Below are 15,707 nucleotides of genomic sequence, written 5' to 3' on the forward strand. Positions count from 1 at the left end.
AACCCTTCGGGAGGTTGAGGCAGTTGCTATGAAACAGGAACCCAAATAGTGATGTTTGGGAATCACCGCACTTTTAGGGCGGTGAGTATGTCAAACTAGACGGTAGACACCTTCAATCTTAGGAGCCGTCTATGTTGCTACAAGAAGTCAAGGAGCAGGTCTTCAAACTGCCACGGAGCGATCGCCTTGCGTTAGTGAGCGCCATCATTGAGTCCTTACAAGATCGGCCAGTTGCCAGGGCAGATCGTTCTGGTGCGATTCAGCGGATGCGAGGCTTGCTAAAGACAGACCAACCCGCACCGACAGATGAGGACGTGGCAGCAATGTTGGAAGCGCGACGGACGGAGAAGTATCTTGCCATTTTTCCAAGATGCAGAACTGTTATTCCAAGCGATTGAGGCTGGTCAAATCATTGGTTATGTAACGGCGACAACGCTCACGGATATTTTCTACATTTCTCGCAAACATACTCGCAGCGTTGAGCAAGCACGGCAAGCGGTTTCAGAAACGCTGACTGCTATGGTCATTTGTCCTATTGATCGAGCCGTTTTGGAATCAGCTTTCAACTCTGGTTTGGTTGATTTTGAAGATGCTGTTCAAATTTTTGGTGCAGTTGCTCAAGGGTTGGATGCCATTTTGACCCGCGATAGTAAAGGTTTTTTGAGTTCGCCTATACCTGTTTTATCCATTCAAGAGACGTTGCAGCAATTGGGGACGGCAGAGTAGGGGGATAGTTGGTGAGGAAGCGTAGATGGAAATCGCATTGCCAAATTATCACAAACGCAGTCCAACAACCCCAATGCAGCGGACGGTTGAGACTCACTGGTGGGGATGCTCCCGTTTACTAGCCGCCGCTGATTGGGAACGTTATCTCGTAAACACTGCCTGACTTTGGAGATGATTTGGAATCTCGATCGAGAATTAAGGATACCGACGAAGATTCTCATCGATCCCAATGAGTCAAAACAAATCCCCGCTTAACAACCACAGAATCCCATTTCGACAACAGTAAAGTAAACTGAGAGCAGCCCCATTCGCCCCAGTTGACCTATGCCACGTTGGTTCAATACCGCTGGCCCTTGCCAAGAAGACATTCATTACGCACTGTCACCCACGGTGCGCTTACCGGGCTTAGAACGATTAATTGCTCAACGCAGCTATTTCGTCATCCACGCACCCCGACAAGTGGGAAAAACCACTGCCATGCTGGCGCTAGCCAAACAACTCACCGATAGCGGGGACTACACTGCGATCGTGGTTTCAGTGGAGTTAGGTTCGCCCTTTAATAACAATCCACAACAAGCCCAAGCGGCCATCTTAAGTTCTTGGCGCAGTGAGGCGCGAGTCTATTTGCCACCGGAACTCCAGCCACCCGCCAAGCAAGAGATGGAGGTGGGACAAGGAATTGAAGAAACATTGCGGCAATGGGCACAAACTTCACCTCGCCCTTTAGCAATCTTCATCGATGAAATTGATTCGCTCCAAAATGAAGTATTGCTGTCTGTTTTGCGTCAGTTACGCAATGGTTATCCCTCTCGCCCGAAAGCGTTTCCGCAATCGGTGGGCTTAATCGGTTTGCGGGATGTTCGCGATTACAAAGTGGCTGCGGGTGGTAGCGATCGCCTAAATACATCCAGTCCGTTTAATATTAAAGTGCGATCGATTACTCTCAGAGATTTTAATGCGTCAGAAGTCGCGGAACTCTACGCGCAACATACCCAAGATACCGGACAAATTTTTACACCTGAAGCCGTAGCCTTAGCTTTTGAACTGACTCAGGGACAACCTTGGTTGGTGAATGCTTTAGCTAAGGAAATCGTAGAAGAATTAGTGACAGATGAATCTATAGAAATTACACCACAACATATTTTAGAAGCCAAAGAAATTCTCATAAAACGACAAGATACGCATTTAGATAGTTTGGCAGAACGACTGCGAGAAAACCGAGTCAAAGCCATTATCGAGCCGATGTTGGCAGGTTTGGAACTGGGCAATATTCCCAATGATGATATTCAGTTTTTAATCGATTTGGGTTTGTGTAAGATGGATGTTCAGGGTGGATTGACGATCGCCAATCCAATTTATCGCGAAGTTTTGCCCCGCGTGCTCACCGTAACTCCAATGGCCTCTCTGCCCCAAATTGCACCGAGTTGGTTGACATCAGAAGGTAAATTAGATACTCAGGCTTTACTGAAAACTTTTTTAGACTTTTGGTTGCAACATGGCGAACCGTTACTCAAAAGTGCGTCTTACCCCGAAATTGCGCCGCATTTAGTGCTGATGGCGTTTCTGCATCGGGTGATTAATGGTGGCGGAACGTTGGAGAGAGAATATGCGATCGGGCGCGACAGAATGGATTTATGCCTGCGTTATGGTGAGGTAACATTGGGAATTGAACTGAAGGTTTGGCGGACTCGGAAAGTCGATCCGCTGAGTAAAGGGTTGGAACAGTTGGATGGATATTTGGCTCGATTGGGGCAAGATGAGGGGTGGTTGGTGATATTCGATCGCAGAGATAATGCACCGGAGTTAGAAGAACGGCTGAAAACTGAAATTCAGACTAGCCCGATGGGTCGGTTAATTACAGTGATTCGAGCGTGAAGCAGTTGCGATCGATGTGTCGATTTTGGCGATCGCCGAGAGTGTGCGATCGACTCTCATCTCAAATCTAATATAGATAACTTTTTTCAGTGTGATGGCTTAAGTGATTGAGTCGAATCGTGCGGCGAACTCGATCGAGGAAAGGAGATTCAGATGGGGAGTAAGAAGGGGTTGACATACATCATCGAGCTGCGATATTATTCGACTATATCCAGTATTGTACCGCAACTGCGATACAATTATAAGTTCTACGGCTTGAATGCGACAAAGTAAAAAAAGTCATTATGCAACAAAAAAGGTGTGATGATATAGCAATCCTAAATGAGTCGTAAAATTTTTACCCCACCCCAACCCTCCCCTTACCAAGGGGAGGGAGTAAGAAATTCACAAATGATTTAGGATTGCTGCTATATATGTGCAATACTTGCGTTATATGTGTAAAACAGGCAAATTCCAGCCCATGACTTGAGGTGAGAAATGGTTGAATCTAAGGAGCGTATTCTAAATCTATATAATTCTTTGGAAAATGATTTTATCAAACTAATTCCACAAGAACGGTTCAACAAAGATGTGAATATGAAGCTAGAGCGAATCACTCATCTACTGGAAGTCTTGGGAAATCCGCATAACTCTTTTCTATCTATTCATGTTGGAGGTACATCAGGCAAGGGATCTACTTCTACGTTAATTGCGTCAATCTTAACCACACAGGGCTATAAAACAGGGCTTTATTTATCCCCTCACTTGCAGATATTTAACGAGGTGTATCAGATTAACTGTAAAACAGTTGCGACCACAAAGCTTGTCGAGATATTTGAACGAGTGAAATCGGCTATAGCGAAAGTTGCTCAGGAAAACCCCTTTGGTCAGCCTAGCTATTTTGAAGCACAAGTAGCTTTGGCATTCTGCTTATTTGAAGAGCAAAAAGTTGATGTCGCAATTATCGAAGTTGGTTTAGGGGGAAGACTTGATGCCACAAACGTCTTGTCCTCAAAATTATCGGTACTTACAAGTGTTGGATTAGATCACACCGAAATATTGGGAGGTACTGTAGAAGAAATCGCTGAAGAGAAGGCAGGCATTATCAAAGATCTTCAGAATGTGGTGTGTGGATTCTCTCAAAGAACGACAAGAGAGATTGTTGCACAACGTTGCGAAAAGAGCGGTCCTCAATTATGGCAATTAGAGGAAGACTTCTCATTTACTGTTAATTCGGGGTCTTTAAGTGTAAATCTTCCAGAGAGAGTTTACGATAATTTATCGCTAACCAAACTTCTCGGAGAGTTTCAGTTCTCTAACGCAGCTTGCGCTGTCGCAGCAGCTTATTTATTTTCACAAGGTAGCTTATCTGATTTTGCTGTCAGGGAAGGGTTAGCTAATGTCATAATCCCAGGTCGAATGGAAATATTACAAACCCAGCCAGTTGTAATACTTGATGGTGCGCATAATCCCGACAAGATGAGATCTGCTTCACATTCAGTTAACAAATTATTTGGAGGTAAAGAAAGAGTTATAATCATTTCTTTCAAAGAGGGAAAGCTTCTTGAAGATATATTGCCTTATCTCGTAGATAATGTGAAATGCTTCATATTGACAGCGTTTAAGATTAAAGGATTGTGGGAGCCATGTCCACCTGAAGAATTGAAGAAGGTTATTAACAGCGTTGCCCCATCTGTGCCATGCTTCATAGTGCGCGATCCAATTAGTGCGGTTCGAGAGGGTTTATCTAGAGCGGCAGAGAATGATCTAGTATGGATTACTGGTTCTCTTTATCTCGCTGGTGATGTGCGTGAGTATTGGCATCCATCAGAATCTTTGCTCATGAGAGCAGAGGAATAACAGATTAGAAAATATATCCAAGATTTATTAGAACTATCGAATCAATCATGCAAAATTCACAAAGATCAATTGTTAAAATAATTAAAGAAGTCTGTCTATAAAATAACATATCTTATGAATCTTTTTCATACGACTGGATATTTCGTTTATCGAGAGATAGCACAGCAGTACACATTTTTGGCTATCAGTTCGAGAAAAATTCATCTACATCGCATCTAATTTGCTCTGACAAGTGTAGTGCGAGTGATTTATTACAATTGAGTCAAGTGCCTGTCGTAGAACATACCTTTTTTATGTCACCAGTAAACATAAAGTATGTTGGTGTTTCTGGTAATTGGTCAAAATTATGCGAGTTGCTTAATCGGCATAAAAAACTCGTATGTAAATCAAATGAGGGAACAGGTGGTAATGGTGTCTACCTTGTTTCAAATCAATTTGAGCTTGAGAATGCCGAATACAAAATATACAATCGCTCAAGATCGATGGCAGTGTGTCCGTTTTACGAAATAGAGAATGAGTTTCGGGTTGTGGTGCTAGATGGGAAAGTTAAATTAGTCTATCGGAAAAACATTCCTTATTTATTAGGCGATGGAGTATCTACTTTACGCCAGCTCTTGGTTGCTTACCTGAAAGAAAACATAGATTGTCCAGTTAGTTTTAATATTCCTGATGAAGATTATTCTAAAATCTTTAATTCTGGCAAGAAGTATTACTTGCATTGGAAACATAATCTTGGACAAGGAGCAAACCCGGAAATTGTTCAAGATAAAGAACTTGTTGGACGATTAAGTGATTTAGCATTGCGCGCAGCTAAAGTTGTAAATATTCACTTCGCGTCAATAGATATAATAGAAACTAAAAATCAATACTTGGTTTTAGAGATCAATAGCGGTGTGATGATGGAATATTTTTCCCAATTGAATGACAGCAACTATCAGATAGCTAAAGATATTTATAAAGAAGCTATTGAAAGTATGCTTAGTTAAGGTAAAAATATGCGAAAGCAACTACTAATGCCTGTCCTATTAACCGTTGCTCAAAAAATAGGAATGAAAATTCTGATTGAACCAACAAGAGCAATGTACGGAGTTATCCTATTCGATAGTGGGAAGAAGTATTACATCAAGGATGTTAATTTTAATCTCAACTTGAGTGCCTCAACTTCACTTGCAAAAAACAAAGCTGCGACATCTTTTTTTCTTGAGAAATTCGGATATCAAGTACCCGAATTTACTATGGTATATAGTGACGAGAAATGTGCTCGAACTCAATCTAATGATACTCTTCAAGAAGGATTAGACTACTCAAGACGAATTGGCTTTCCCGTGATTCTTAAGCCAAATAATATGTCACAGGGCAGCTTTGTTTTTAAAGTTAACGACGAATCGGAATATTTTAGCTTTTTGTCAGAAATTTTCACGTACTGTGACACGGCTCAGATTCAGAAGTTTTATTCTGGGAATGACTACAGAATAGTAGTTTTAGATAGGAGAGTGCTATCTGCTTATCAAAGAGTTCCTTTCCATGTTATAGGTGATGGAGATTCTTCTATATCTGAATTAATTTGTAAGAAACAACGATTATTCGTACAGTCTGGTAGAGACACTAAATTGATAGATACTGATACACGCCTTGCTCATAAAATCCTTCAGCAAGGTCTTTCGCTAGAGAGCATACCTGGTCTTAATGAAACAGTTATCTTGCAAGATATTTCAAACTTGTCGGCTGGAGGGGAAACTATTGAACTCACAGATGAAATACATCCTTCTTTTGTAAAATTAGCGTTGCTGATTGCAAGAGATATGAATTTAACTTTATGCGGCATTGATATAATCACAAATGATATCACGCAGCAAAATGATGGTCAGTATACTGTTATTGAGGTTAATAGCGCACCTGGATTAGATAACTATGCGTATCAAGGTGCGGTGCAAGAATCATATGTAGAAAGTTTGTACCGAGAAGTCTTGCTTTATATTAGAAATTCATACTCCTAAGTAGGTTGGGGTAGTTAAACGTAACTAAGTCAGGTTTTGCAAAACCCTCATAAACCTTATTAGATAAGCATTATAGGCTAATTTGAATTTTGAAATATAACTCAGTATTTCAACCCAAACCTACTTACAATAGTCTATTCGGTGGCTAGCAGCCGTAGAACAAACCTAGTGCAGCGGACGGACGAGAGTCGCTGTGCTGAGTCCTGAGATAGCTACCACCACTCAATTTGGGAACGTTATCTCGCAAACGTTGCCTGACTTTGAAGATGATTCGGAAGCTCGATCGAGAGTTTGACCTACAGAAAATTGGTAGGATCGCACAATGGAGAAGAACGATCGAGTGATTCGGGGATTTTGTGAGAAGTTGGGGATTGAGATGCCGTTTTAGGGAATGGGGGAGTATTTTCAAAGATGGAGACTCAACTATACGATAAATTCATTCAAAAGGTAATTATTTTAGGTAAACAAAAGGAATTTTCATTAACCTCTTCGATCGACAACTATTTAATGATGAATTATCGGCTTAAATTAGAACGAATCGATAAACTAAAAGCTTGGCTAGATGGGTTTAGACCGTTCGATTCCACGCTCGTCGCCGAACTCAAAAAGCTCTATGATGTTCGCTTTACTTATAACTCAAATGCCATTGAGGGTAATACTTTAACCCAAAGTGAAACGGAATTAGTTTTAACGAAGGGCATTACTGTGGGGGGCAAAACCCTTGACGAACATTTAGAAGTTATTGGACATAAGGAGGCGATCGATTATATTGAAAATTTAGCCCAAAGGGATACGGAGATTAATGAATGGGAAATTAAGCAAATTCACAATCTAATTCTTCGCAAAATTAACTCTGACGAAGCGGGTAGTTATCGGACTCTAGATGTAATGGCGGCAGGAACTAATTATCGTTATCCTCCCCATTATTTACTATCTCAATTAATGAAAGATTTTGCGATCTGGCTCAACTCAGAATCGGCCTTAAATCTCCATCCAGTCGAATATGCGACTATGGCTCATTATCGTTTTGTTTCTATCCATCCTTTTCGCGATGGGAATGGTCGAAGCGCTAGATTATTAATGAATTTACTCTTAATCCGTGCAGGCTATCCTATCGTGGTGATTGATAACCAAATCCGCAATGATTATATTAATGCTTTAGCCTACGGGCAACAAAACCAAGATGATTTAAGCCAGCTTTTTGCATTGATTTTTGATGCTACGATTAGTTCGCTTGTGGAAGTTTTAAGATTGTTGGTGACTGCAAGTAGCAGCAGGGGAAAGGGACAGGCTTTTTATCAGGAGATTACTGATTTTCTCGATCGTAGCGGTGGTTTAGGGAATGGGGAATAGGTAATGGGTAGGATGTTAAACAAGTTAGAGAGTTTATATCGCGTCAGCTATCAGTTAACGTTCATCATGTTGCAACCGATTCATCTGGTTTGTGTCGATCGCCGTACTCGAAATGTATAGGTTCTAGCTGGATATGGTGAAGACCTTGAGTTTGAAATTGTACCGAATGGGGAGGTATTCTGATGAGCTAAGTGAATTTTGAGGCTATGAGCGATGCCGAATTGAGACGGTACTTTCTGGAAAATCGCGCCCTATCGAGCTGCTTGTCAGGCATATTTAGACAGGTTCAGTCAGCGTCCGAAATTGATCGTTACAAGCCCGAGCGATCGCGATTTTGACGCAAAAATTCAGGTAGCAATTCGGCAGAAATTAGAAGCATCGCGCAGTAGCCAGCCAGCTAACAACACAGTGGAGCGGACGGAATAGAGTTACCTTGGAGATGGTTCGGAATCTCGATCGAGAGTTAAGGATTCCGGCGCAGATTCTCATTTCCGCGTAAGGACTTGGGTCTTTTAAGGTTCGTAGTAAGGACTTGAGTCCTTTGAGGTTCGCAGTAAAGACTGATCGTCCTGAAAATAAACATCTGCGGACTAAAGTCCTCACTACAAACCGACTTCAAGGCAATTCAACCGAAGTGGGTTTAGCAATGTGCGGCAGTCCCCAGCCGAGTTTTTCCCGCAAAATGTGGAAATATTCAAAACGCTGCACCCGAACAAAGCGGGCTGGGTAGGGCGATCGCTCAATTTGCACCCAATCCTCCGGCAAAACATAACATCCGCCGTTCCCATCTACCACCATTACCAGGCGGTTCGGACTGGCAGGTAAAATTTTGACCGGTTCGGTGTTAGAAAACACCAAAGCCCGCGAAGCCATTGAATGCGGGCAAATGGGTAGCAATTGCAGCACCGGCACTCCCGGAATAATTACAGGGCCGCCGGCGGAAAGGGCGTAAGCCGTCGATCCTGTCGGAGTCGAGATAATTACCCCATCTGCGGCAATGTCCACAGAGGCGTGCTGGCCGATCGCCACTTCAAAATGGCACATACAAGTCAACGGTTCGCGGTGCAGCACCATTTCATTGAGACAAAGGGCTTCCCAAAGGCAGTCGTTTTCTCGAAACAGCCGCACGGCCAACATCGATCTTTCTTCTATTTCGTATTCTCCGGCGATCGCCTTTTCCAAAGCTTGCGGGAGCAAGTTTAGGTAAGTTTCTGTCAAAAAGCCCATATGACCGGTATTGACAGTCAGCAGTGGCACTCCGATGGGGGCGACTTGGCGAAATGCCGACAGCACCGTACCGTCGCCGCCCAAAACCACTGCAAACTCCATGTCGCTGTCAAAACCGGGGGGGACGAGTTGGTCGATCGGAGTGTGGCACATCGGGCGATCGGGACTAGAATAGCCCAAAATTCCCCCGGCACCGGAAACCGCACAGACCTCCCAGCCGCGGGCAGTCAGCTTGTCTTTCAACTCTTCGGCGATGCGACAAGAGACTGGTTTAACGTCGTTGTATATAATCCCAGCTTTCGGCACTTTAAAATGTAAAGGGCATTTTTTGTTTACTCCGTTTTTTAGTCTTAAGCTGCTCGTACTCTATTTCCTTGAGCTTCTTCATAATCAGATTAAAGTATTCTTCGAGATAAGACTCCAAAGTAGTAGTTTCTTTGGGGTCGATTCCGAAGACACTGTAAACGTCATCCATCGGAGCTTTCAAGGGTTTTCCGGCCGCCAAAACTTCTGAAAAAGCCAATCTGTCAGCTACGTTCCAACTCCACTGAAAGAACTTAGCAAATTGACGGGTAGCCTGCAACAAGGCATCTGGCGTGCGGGTGATTTTGGCTTGTTTGCCAGAAAGTCGCTCGCACAACCGCACGATTTCTTCGGCATCCCAAGCGCGGTTTCCCACCACCGGAAAGCTTTTTTTCTCGGTTTCAGGAACAGAAAGGGCCCGGACGGCAAACTTCGCAACGTCCTGAGTGTTCATGTAGGCAAGGGCTGACGGCTTGTTGGGCAGCCAGACTGCCTGACCGTCCAAAATCGGCATTGCGTACAGGCTTAGCAGTCCTTGCAAAAATCCGCAAGGTCTCAATATCGTGTAATCTAGACCGGATTCTGCTAAGAATAGCTCGGTACAGCGCTTAATTTCCAACAGAGGGACTTGCGGATATTTCTCGGCGTCGAGAAATGAGAAGAAGATGTAACGCTTGACGCCTGCTGCTGCTGCTGCTTGGATCAGCGATACTTTTCCGTCCCAGTCTACTCTTTTGATGCTGACAGAATCTGCCGCGCTGGCTGTTGCTGCATCGATGATAGCAGTGACGCCTTCTAGTGCAGGAATCAAGCTGTCGGGCTGGCAAAGGTTCCCCGGTACGAGTTCGGCGCCCCATTCTTTCAAAAAGGCCGCTTTTCTGTAATTTCTGACTAAACAACGCACCTGGTAGCCCTCGTCTAGGGCGCGGCGGGCTATTTGACGGCCGAGGGTGCCGGTGGCTCCTACAATCAATAAAGTCATCTAGGGATTAATTTATGAATCTTAAACTTTCTATAAGATGGTATCAGGTTTTCGTTATGTTTTTTATAAAAACTTAACAAAAACCTGAATATTTCTCATTTTCGGCTGGAGAGCCTGAGCAGCACGCTGGCTCGGGGTGGCACGCAGAAGCTAGAAGGCTTGACTTAGAAGACTTCTGAATGATTGTTACAAAAACTTATTCTTCGCCGCCTTGCAGTTTGAGCAGGAGGAAGCCTCCGCCTATACCCACGAAAATTAGGGAAAAGGACAAAAAGGCTGCATTGAAAATTTCAGGATTCATGATTTATATGCCTAATTGGGCGATCGCATTAAATAAAGATAATAATATAATTTGGGGCAACCAGCTACATGAATGCTAAAATCTCACTGCTGAAATTGCTGTATTTTTTGGGGAGAAAATTGCCTTGAGTCTCGATCGGCAATCAAAATTAGCTGTAACTCTCGGAGATCCGGCGGGAATTGGCCCGGAGGTGATTCTCAAGGCTTTGGCAGATCCGGCTGTTGCTTTGATGGTGACGGTTTTCGGGTCTAAGATGATTTTGCAGCAAACTTACGATCGGTTGCGATCGACCGATCGGGCTACAACAGCAGCAAATCCCGCAACATTAAACATTATTGATATCGCACCAGACAGCAAGTGGGGATCCATTGTCCCCGGTGTCGGGAATGCGGCTAGTGGGGCGGCTAGCTTTGAGTATATGGAAAGGGCGATCGCCCGTACCCTTGACGGCGAATTTTGTGCGATCGTCACCGGCCCCATTTCCAAAACTTGCTGGCAGGCGGCCGGTTACAATTATCCCGGACAAACAGAACTCCTCGCAGAAAAAGCGAAATCGCAGCGGTTCGGAATGCTGTTTGCCGCCACATCTCCCCACAGCGGTTGGACGCTGGTAACTTTACTCGCTACCACACATATTTCCCTGCGTCAAGTACCCGATGCTTTGACTCCAGAATTGCTGAGCGAAAAATTAGAATTGCTGGTAGAGTGTTTGCGCGAAGATTTTGGACTGGAAAGACCAAAAATTGCGATTTCTGGCTTAAATCCTCACAGCGGCGAAAATGGCAAACTGGGAAATGAAGAGCTTTCCTGGATGATACCTTGGTTGGAAACGCAGCGCGATCGTTTTCCTCAAGTGCAGTTAGACGGGCCAGTCCCCCCGGATACCATGTGGGTAAAACCGGCTAAAGTTTGGTACGGTTTGGCCAAAGAAGCTCACGACGGTTACTTGGCAATGTACCACGACCAAGGCCTGATCCCAGTCAAATTGATGGCTTTCGACAAAGCAGTCAACACTACAATTGGCTTACCCTTTGTCCGCACATCTCCCGATCACGGCACAGCTTTTGATATTGTAGGTCAAGGAATTGCCGATGCCTCCAGCATGACAGCAGCGTTGCAGTTGGCGGCTCAGTTGGCTAGTCGCAGAGCAGCAGTTAAAATAGGGCGATAGCCTTAATACGTCTGACACTGGGCAAAATTGTGTCATTCCTATTGATGTTCGCTGGCGTCAGGCGACAAGCAAGCTGGTCATTTTAGTCGATCGGTTAAAATCAGATTTGGGTAGCACAGTATGGCAGCATCTAATGATAATTCAGGGAACCTATATCAGTCAGAAACAGAGGTGTCAGATGCAATTCTGGCAAGTCGTAAAGCAGGAGATCAACTTCAGGAATTGCTAATCATCCTGACTGAAATGCAGTTACTCAAGCAATCAAGAAAGGAACCAATCGAACTGAAGTTACCGCCATCCCAAAAGTCAGCAGATCGACTTGAGGAAGAGGAAACTCGGCGCAACCAATTGTCTTTTCTGATCGAATCACCTGCTGTTGTACCGGAAGTGTTAAAAGATCGTGAAGAGATACCCTCTTACAGACGACGAAACAAGAATGACGAAGCAGGTTTATCTAAGATCGCGGATTTAGAAAATAATTATCGACCGTCAGATGAAGAGTTAGAACAAGCAGTAGAAGAGTTTAAGAGGTTGCAAAAACTGCTGTTTGAAAGGGATTTGCCGGAATTTTACAGTAATATTTTTAGCGTAGAACAAAGGTTAGAAAATTTTGAGAAGCTCATGTCTGAACCGAAAGAATTGATGAATTTATTGAAACCTTTAATTCCTGAGTTGGTGAGAGAAGATCTAGAGCGGTTGAAGTTTCAATTAAACAACGCGATAGAACTCGCCAGCAACGATAAAATGAATCGCCTGGAAGTTCAGGCAAAATTAGCGGATTTGGAAAATCAAATTTCTGACTTCAACCAGCAGCAATTGGGGAATTCAGAACAGTTAGTTAAACGGCTAATGTTGATGGTGGGGGATCTGCTCAACCGCAAGGTAGAGGAGTCTAAGTTAGAGGTGACTTCGGCGATCGCACCGACAATCAATCAAGTAATTGACAATCAAAGCGCACTGGAAGAACAAGTAGTCATAATTGAAGAGAAACTTGCGACTGTTCAGCAGCGTTCCCAGCAGCAGCCGGAAGATATTATCAAACAGTTACTTCCAGTAGTTAGCGATTTGCTCGCCCGCAAAATTAGTGAATTAAAGTTAGAGGTTGTAGAAACACTCGCACCCTCAGTACAGGTAAGAATAGCTTGGGTAGAAATAGAAGAAAAAGTATTGAGCATCGTCGAGCGCAGATTGGCTACCCAAGAGTCGCCAATTCAGACGCCAGAAGAGATTATGGCGGTGCTAATGCCAGCAATCGCGGATTTGTTGAACCGGAAAATTGATGAATCAAAATTAGAGGTAGCAGCAGCGATCGAACCTTTGATTGAATCAGCAATTCTGCAAAGAGAAGTTCCAGGAAAATTGAGCGATGTAGAAAGTAGGCTCAATAATCTTCAGCGCCAGCAAAAATCTCAGCCGGAAGAAATCATGGCAAGGTTGATGCCGTTAATGATTGATTCGCTGAACCGGAAAATCGACGAGACAAAGTTAGAGGTGAGAGAGGCGATCGCACCGGCTGTCGATACTGCTATTCAAAACAGCGGTATAGCAGCACAAATATTGCAAAATGAAAGTAAGATTGTCGAAGTTCAGCAGCAAGTTTTAGGCGAGATCGAAGGGTTGATGGGAAGAATCATGCCCGCGATCTTAGAACTGCTGTCCGGAAGCATTCGGGACGCTAAGCTAGAGATAGAATCTGCGATCGCCCCGGCTGTCGATGCGATCGTTCAGAATAAAAGGATTGAGGAAAGACTCGGGCAGATCGAACAAAAGATTGTGGCGATCGAACACCGGATTTATCAATCGACAGACTTGTTTACAGATTTACTCAAACCTTTGATTGACGAGCTGATGGTTAGCCATCACTCCCAACTAGAAAAATCGGTAATCCAATCTATTTTACCCTTGTTAGATGAAGTGGTAGGTTATAATTACAATCTCAACGGTAAAGTACAAGAACTCGATCGCAAAATAACTGATGCTGAATGGGGAGGCGCTCGGGAAGAAGTAGTGGCCCGAATTAAACTGCTTTTTCCGGGACTGATGATCCAAACAATTAATGAGTGTAAAAAATCATTTGCCGAAACCCTAGCTCCGATCATTGACGAAGTAATTAATACCAAAGCCCGAGAAAACAGGCACTCGATGGGAGTAGCTATATCGCCGGCCCTTCCTGTGGGAATCAGCCACAGCATAAGTGAATCGCCCGATGAAATTGCAATGGCGATCGCGCCGGAAATGGCCTTGGCAATCAAACAGCAAATCGCTCTCAAGCAAGAAGCGATGTCGGATGCGCTCTATCCTATCATCGGCAGCACAATTTTAAAATACATGGCCGAGACGATGCGGGAGATTAATGAAAAACTCGAATCATCTTTAAGTCCTGAGGGAATTAGTCGCAAAATAAAAGCCAAATTGCAGGGAATTTCTGAAGCAGAATTGTTGATGCAAGAAACAACAGCGCTGACTGTTAAAGCTGTATTTTTAATTCACGCACAATCTGGCTTAGTAATTTCAGCAGTGCAGCAGTCTGAACGCGAACAGCTAGAATCAGAGATGGTAGCGGGAATGCTGACTGCTATTCGCTCTTTTGTGAACGATTGCATACTTCAGTCGGGAAATATTGCAGAGATTGATGCTATAGAATACGGTACATCTACGATTGTATTGGAAGTAGCGGGTTCGTGTTATCTAGCAGTAGTGATGCAAGGAGAAATCAGGCAATGGTTTAAGTATAAAATGCGAGCGATATTCAAAAATATTATTCAAGAATACGGGGATAAAATCCAGGCATTTAACGGCGATCCAACCATGGTGCCAGCAGAAGTTAACTTGAACTTGCAAAAGTTAATGAATACAGAGCCTAAAGTTAAATCTCCCAAACTTCCAATTGTACCAATTATTGGTTTGGCAGCGTTAGGTTTAATTGGCGTACCTTGGGGAATTCATCAATACCGCAGCGGCATTGCAGCAACTTTAGAGGCAGATACGAATTTAGCTTTACAATCTGCTCCGGAGTTATCAGTTTATCGCCTCGCGGCAGATGTTAAAGATAAAGTTTTGGAGATTTCGGGACGAGTGCCGAATCAAAAGTTGCGATCGAAAGCGGAAAAAATCGCTCAGCAAGCCGCTCCCAACTTAAGAATTGACAATAAAATTATAGCCGTTGAAGTACCTCCCGATCCGGTTTTAGCGGAAGCCGATGTCAAGCGGACTCTGGCTCTTTTGAATAAATTAGAAAGCATTAATATCTCGGCTCGCTATGCAGAGGGAAAAGTCGCCGTTGCAGGTAGTGTGAGCAAAGCGACAGATGCTCAGAAAATCACTCAAGCTTTTGAGAAAATTCCGGGGGTGAAGTCTGTAACAAATACAGTGGGAATCGGAACTCAACCGCCGTCACCGCCCATAGAAGTTCGCTTTTATTTCGGTGCTGGTTCGGCAATTTTGTCGCCGAAAGATATAGCACAAAAGCTGAGCAAAGTCAAGGAATATATGGAGGAAAATAGCACGACTAATTTGAGGGTAATTGGCTACAGCGATTTTAAAAGCAGTCCTGCGGAAAATCAAAAGTTGGCGCTGGAAAGGGCGACAAATGTGAAGGCTGCTCTGGTTAAAGAAGGGATAAATGGCAATAGGATACAAGTTGCTTCTACTAAGGGTCGTCCTGAAGGTGTGGAGGTAAATCAACCGCTGTGGATGAGCAGGTTGGTAGTATTTGAGGTGGTAAATTAAATTGGGGAATGGGGAATTGGTAATTGGGAATTGGTAATTGGGTAATATCAAATCGGGTTGCACCGTCTTGGGTAGGGGCTGGGCGGGTTTATATAATTTGTCGATATTTATCAAATATATCGGTGAACCCGCCCCTACAAAACTCCATCATATAAAATTCAGAATCAAAGGGATATGATGTAATTTTTAATTGGTAATTTTCCC

12 protein-coding genes are annotated in these 15,707 nt (G+C 43.7%); 9 read left to right on the plus strand and 3 right to left on the minus strand.

The genetic code is table 11. From position 1 onward, the window contains the following. Positions 1–131 precede the first annotated feature (131 nt). The 7 genes from JGK39_RS33540 to JGK39_RS03865 all read left to right on the plus strand — a co-directional run bounded on the left by JGK39_RS33540 (position 132) and on the right by JGK39_RS03865 (position 7,790). A complete protein-coding gene (locus tag JGK39_RS33540) occupies positions 132–398 on the plus strand; it encodes a hypothetical protein (protein ID WP_366515968.1) in 267 nt (88 codons plus the stop codon). Beyond that, positions 355–726: a PIN domain-containing protein gene (locus tag JGK39_RS03840; protein WP_293322000.1), complete on the plus strand. Its 372-nt coding sequence runs from the start codon at positions 355–357 to the stop codon at positions 724–726. Before JGK39_RS33540 ends, JGK39_RS03840 begins: the two co-directional genes overlap by 44 nt. Positions 727–1,050: 324 nt before the next feature. Further along, positions 1,051–2,601, plus strand: a complete 1,551-nt coding sequence (locus JGK39_RS03845; RefSeq protein WP_293295530.1) for an AAA family ATPase — start codon at positions 1,051–1,053, stop codon at positions 2,599–2,601. Positions 2,602–3,078: 477 nt separating this feature from the next. After that, positions 3,079–4,440, plus strand: coding sequence for a folylpolyglutamate synthase/dihydrofolate synthase family protein (locus JGK39_RS03850; protein WP_293295528.1), 1,362 nt, complete (start codon positions 3,079–3,081; stop codon positions 4,438–4,440). Positions 4,441–4,706: 266 nt separating this feature from the next. After that, complete coding sequence (locus JGK39_RS03855) at positions 4,707–5,426, plus strand: hypothetical protein (RefSeq protein WP_293295526.1); 720 nt, start codon at positions 4,707–4,709, stop codon at positions 5,424–5,426. 27 nt (positions 5,427–5,453) lie between these two features. Beyond that, on the plus strand, positions 5,454–6,437 hold the full coding sequence (locus JGK39_RS03860; protein ID WP_293218274.1) for a hypothetical protein: 984 nt from the start codon (positions 5,454–5,456) through the stop codon (positions 6,435–6,437). A 411-nt stretch (positions 6,438–6,848) separates the two neighbouring features. Further along, complete coding sequence (locus JGK39_RS03865; protein WP_293295524.1) at positions 6,849–7,790, plus strand: Fic family protein; 942 nt, start codon at positions 6,849–6,851, stop codon at positions 7,788–7,790. A 615-nt stretch (positions 7,791–8,405) separates the two neighbouring features. Here the strand turns inward: JGK39_RS03865 and JGK39_RS03870 are convergent. The 3 genes from JGK39_RS03870 to petM all read right to left on the minus strand — a co-directional run bounded on the left by JGK39_RS03870 (position 8,406) and on the right by petM (position 10,603). Then, positions 8,406–9,323: an NAD(+) kinase gene (locus JGK39_RS03870; RefSeq protein WP_293255713.1), complete on the minus strand. Its 918-nt coding sequence runs from the start codon at positions 9,321–9,323 to the stop codon at positions 8,406–8,408. A gap of 1 nt (position 9,324) precedes the next feature. Further along, positions 9,325–10,302, minus strand: a complete 978-nt coding sequence (locus JGK39_RS03875) for an NmrA family NAD(P)-binding protein (RefSeq protein ID WP_293255716.1) — start codon at positions 10,300–10,302, stop codon at positions 9,325–9,327. Between the two features lie 196 nt (positions 10,303–10,498). Then, complete coding sequence (gene petM, locus JGK39_RS03880) at positions 10,499–10,603, minus strand: cytochrome b6-f complex subunit PetM (RefSeq protein WP_172189541.1); 105 nt, start codon at positions 10,601–10,603, stop codon at positions 10,499–10,501. A gap of 124 nt (positions 10,604–10,727) precedes the next feature. Here petM and pdxA point away from each other — a divergent pair, with 124 nt between their 5' ends. Next, positions 10,728–11,774: a 4-hydroxythreonine-4-phosphate dehydrogenase PdxA gene (pdxA, locus tag JGK39_RS03885; RefSeq protein ID WP_293255719.1), complete on the plus strand. Its 1,047-nt coding sequence runs from the start codon at positions 10,728–10,730 to the stop codon at positions 11,772–11,774. Between the two features lie 120 nt (positions 11,775–11,894). Further along, positions 11,895–15,503 (plus strand): BON domain-containing protein, encoded by a 3,609-nt coding sequence (locus JGK39_RS03890; protein WP_293255722.1) that lies wholly within the window; start codon positions 11,895–11,897, stop codon positions 15,501–15,503. The last annotated feature ends 204 nt before the right edge of the window (positions 15,504–15,707 follow it).

The organism is Microcoleus sp. PH2017_12_PCY_D_A, from assembly GCF_020738565.1.
Classification (GTDB): domain Bacteria; phylum Cyanobacteriota; class Cyanobacteriia; order Cyanobacteriales; family Microcoleaceae; genus Microcoleus.

What these genes read in the sequence shown, in the direction of transcription:
- JGK39_RS33540 (WP_366515968.1), top strand. Translation starts at nt 132, where the DNA reads ATGTTGCTACAAGAAGTCAAGGAGCAGGTCTTCAAACTGCCACGGAGC.
- JGK39_RS03845 (WP_293295530.1), top strand. Translation starts at nt 1,051, where the DNA reads ATGCCACGTTGGTTCAATACCGCTGGCCCTTGCCAAGAAGACATTCAT.
- JGK39_RS03850 (WP_293295528.1), top strand. Translation starts at nt 3,079, where the DNA reads ATGGTTGAATCTAAGGAGCGTATTCTAAATCTATATAATTCTTTGGAA.
- JGK39_RS03860 (WP_293218274.1), top strand. Translation starts at nt 5,454, where the DNA reads ATGCCTGTCCTATTAACCGTTGCTCAAAAAATAGGAATGAAAATTCTG.
- JGK39_RS03865 (WP_293295524.1), top strand. Translation starts at nt 6,849, where the DNA reads ATGGAGACTCAACTATACGATAAATTCATTCAAAAGGTAATTATTTTA.
- JGK39_RS03875 (WP_293255716.1), bottom strand. Translation starts at nt 10,302, where the DNA reads ATGACTTTATTGATTGTAGGAGCCACCGGCACCCTCGGCCGTCAAATA.
- petM (WP_172189541.1), bottom strand. Translation starts at nt 10,603, where the DNA reads ATGAATCCTGAAATTTTCAATGCAGCCTTTTTGTCCTTTTCCCTAATT.
- JGK39_RS03890 (WP_293255722.1), top strand. Translation starts at nt 11,895, where the DNA reads ATGGCAGCATCTAATGATAATTCAGGGAACCTATATCAGTCAGAAACA.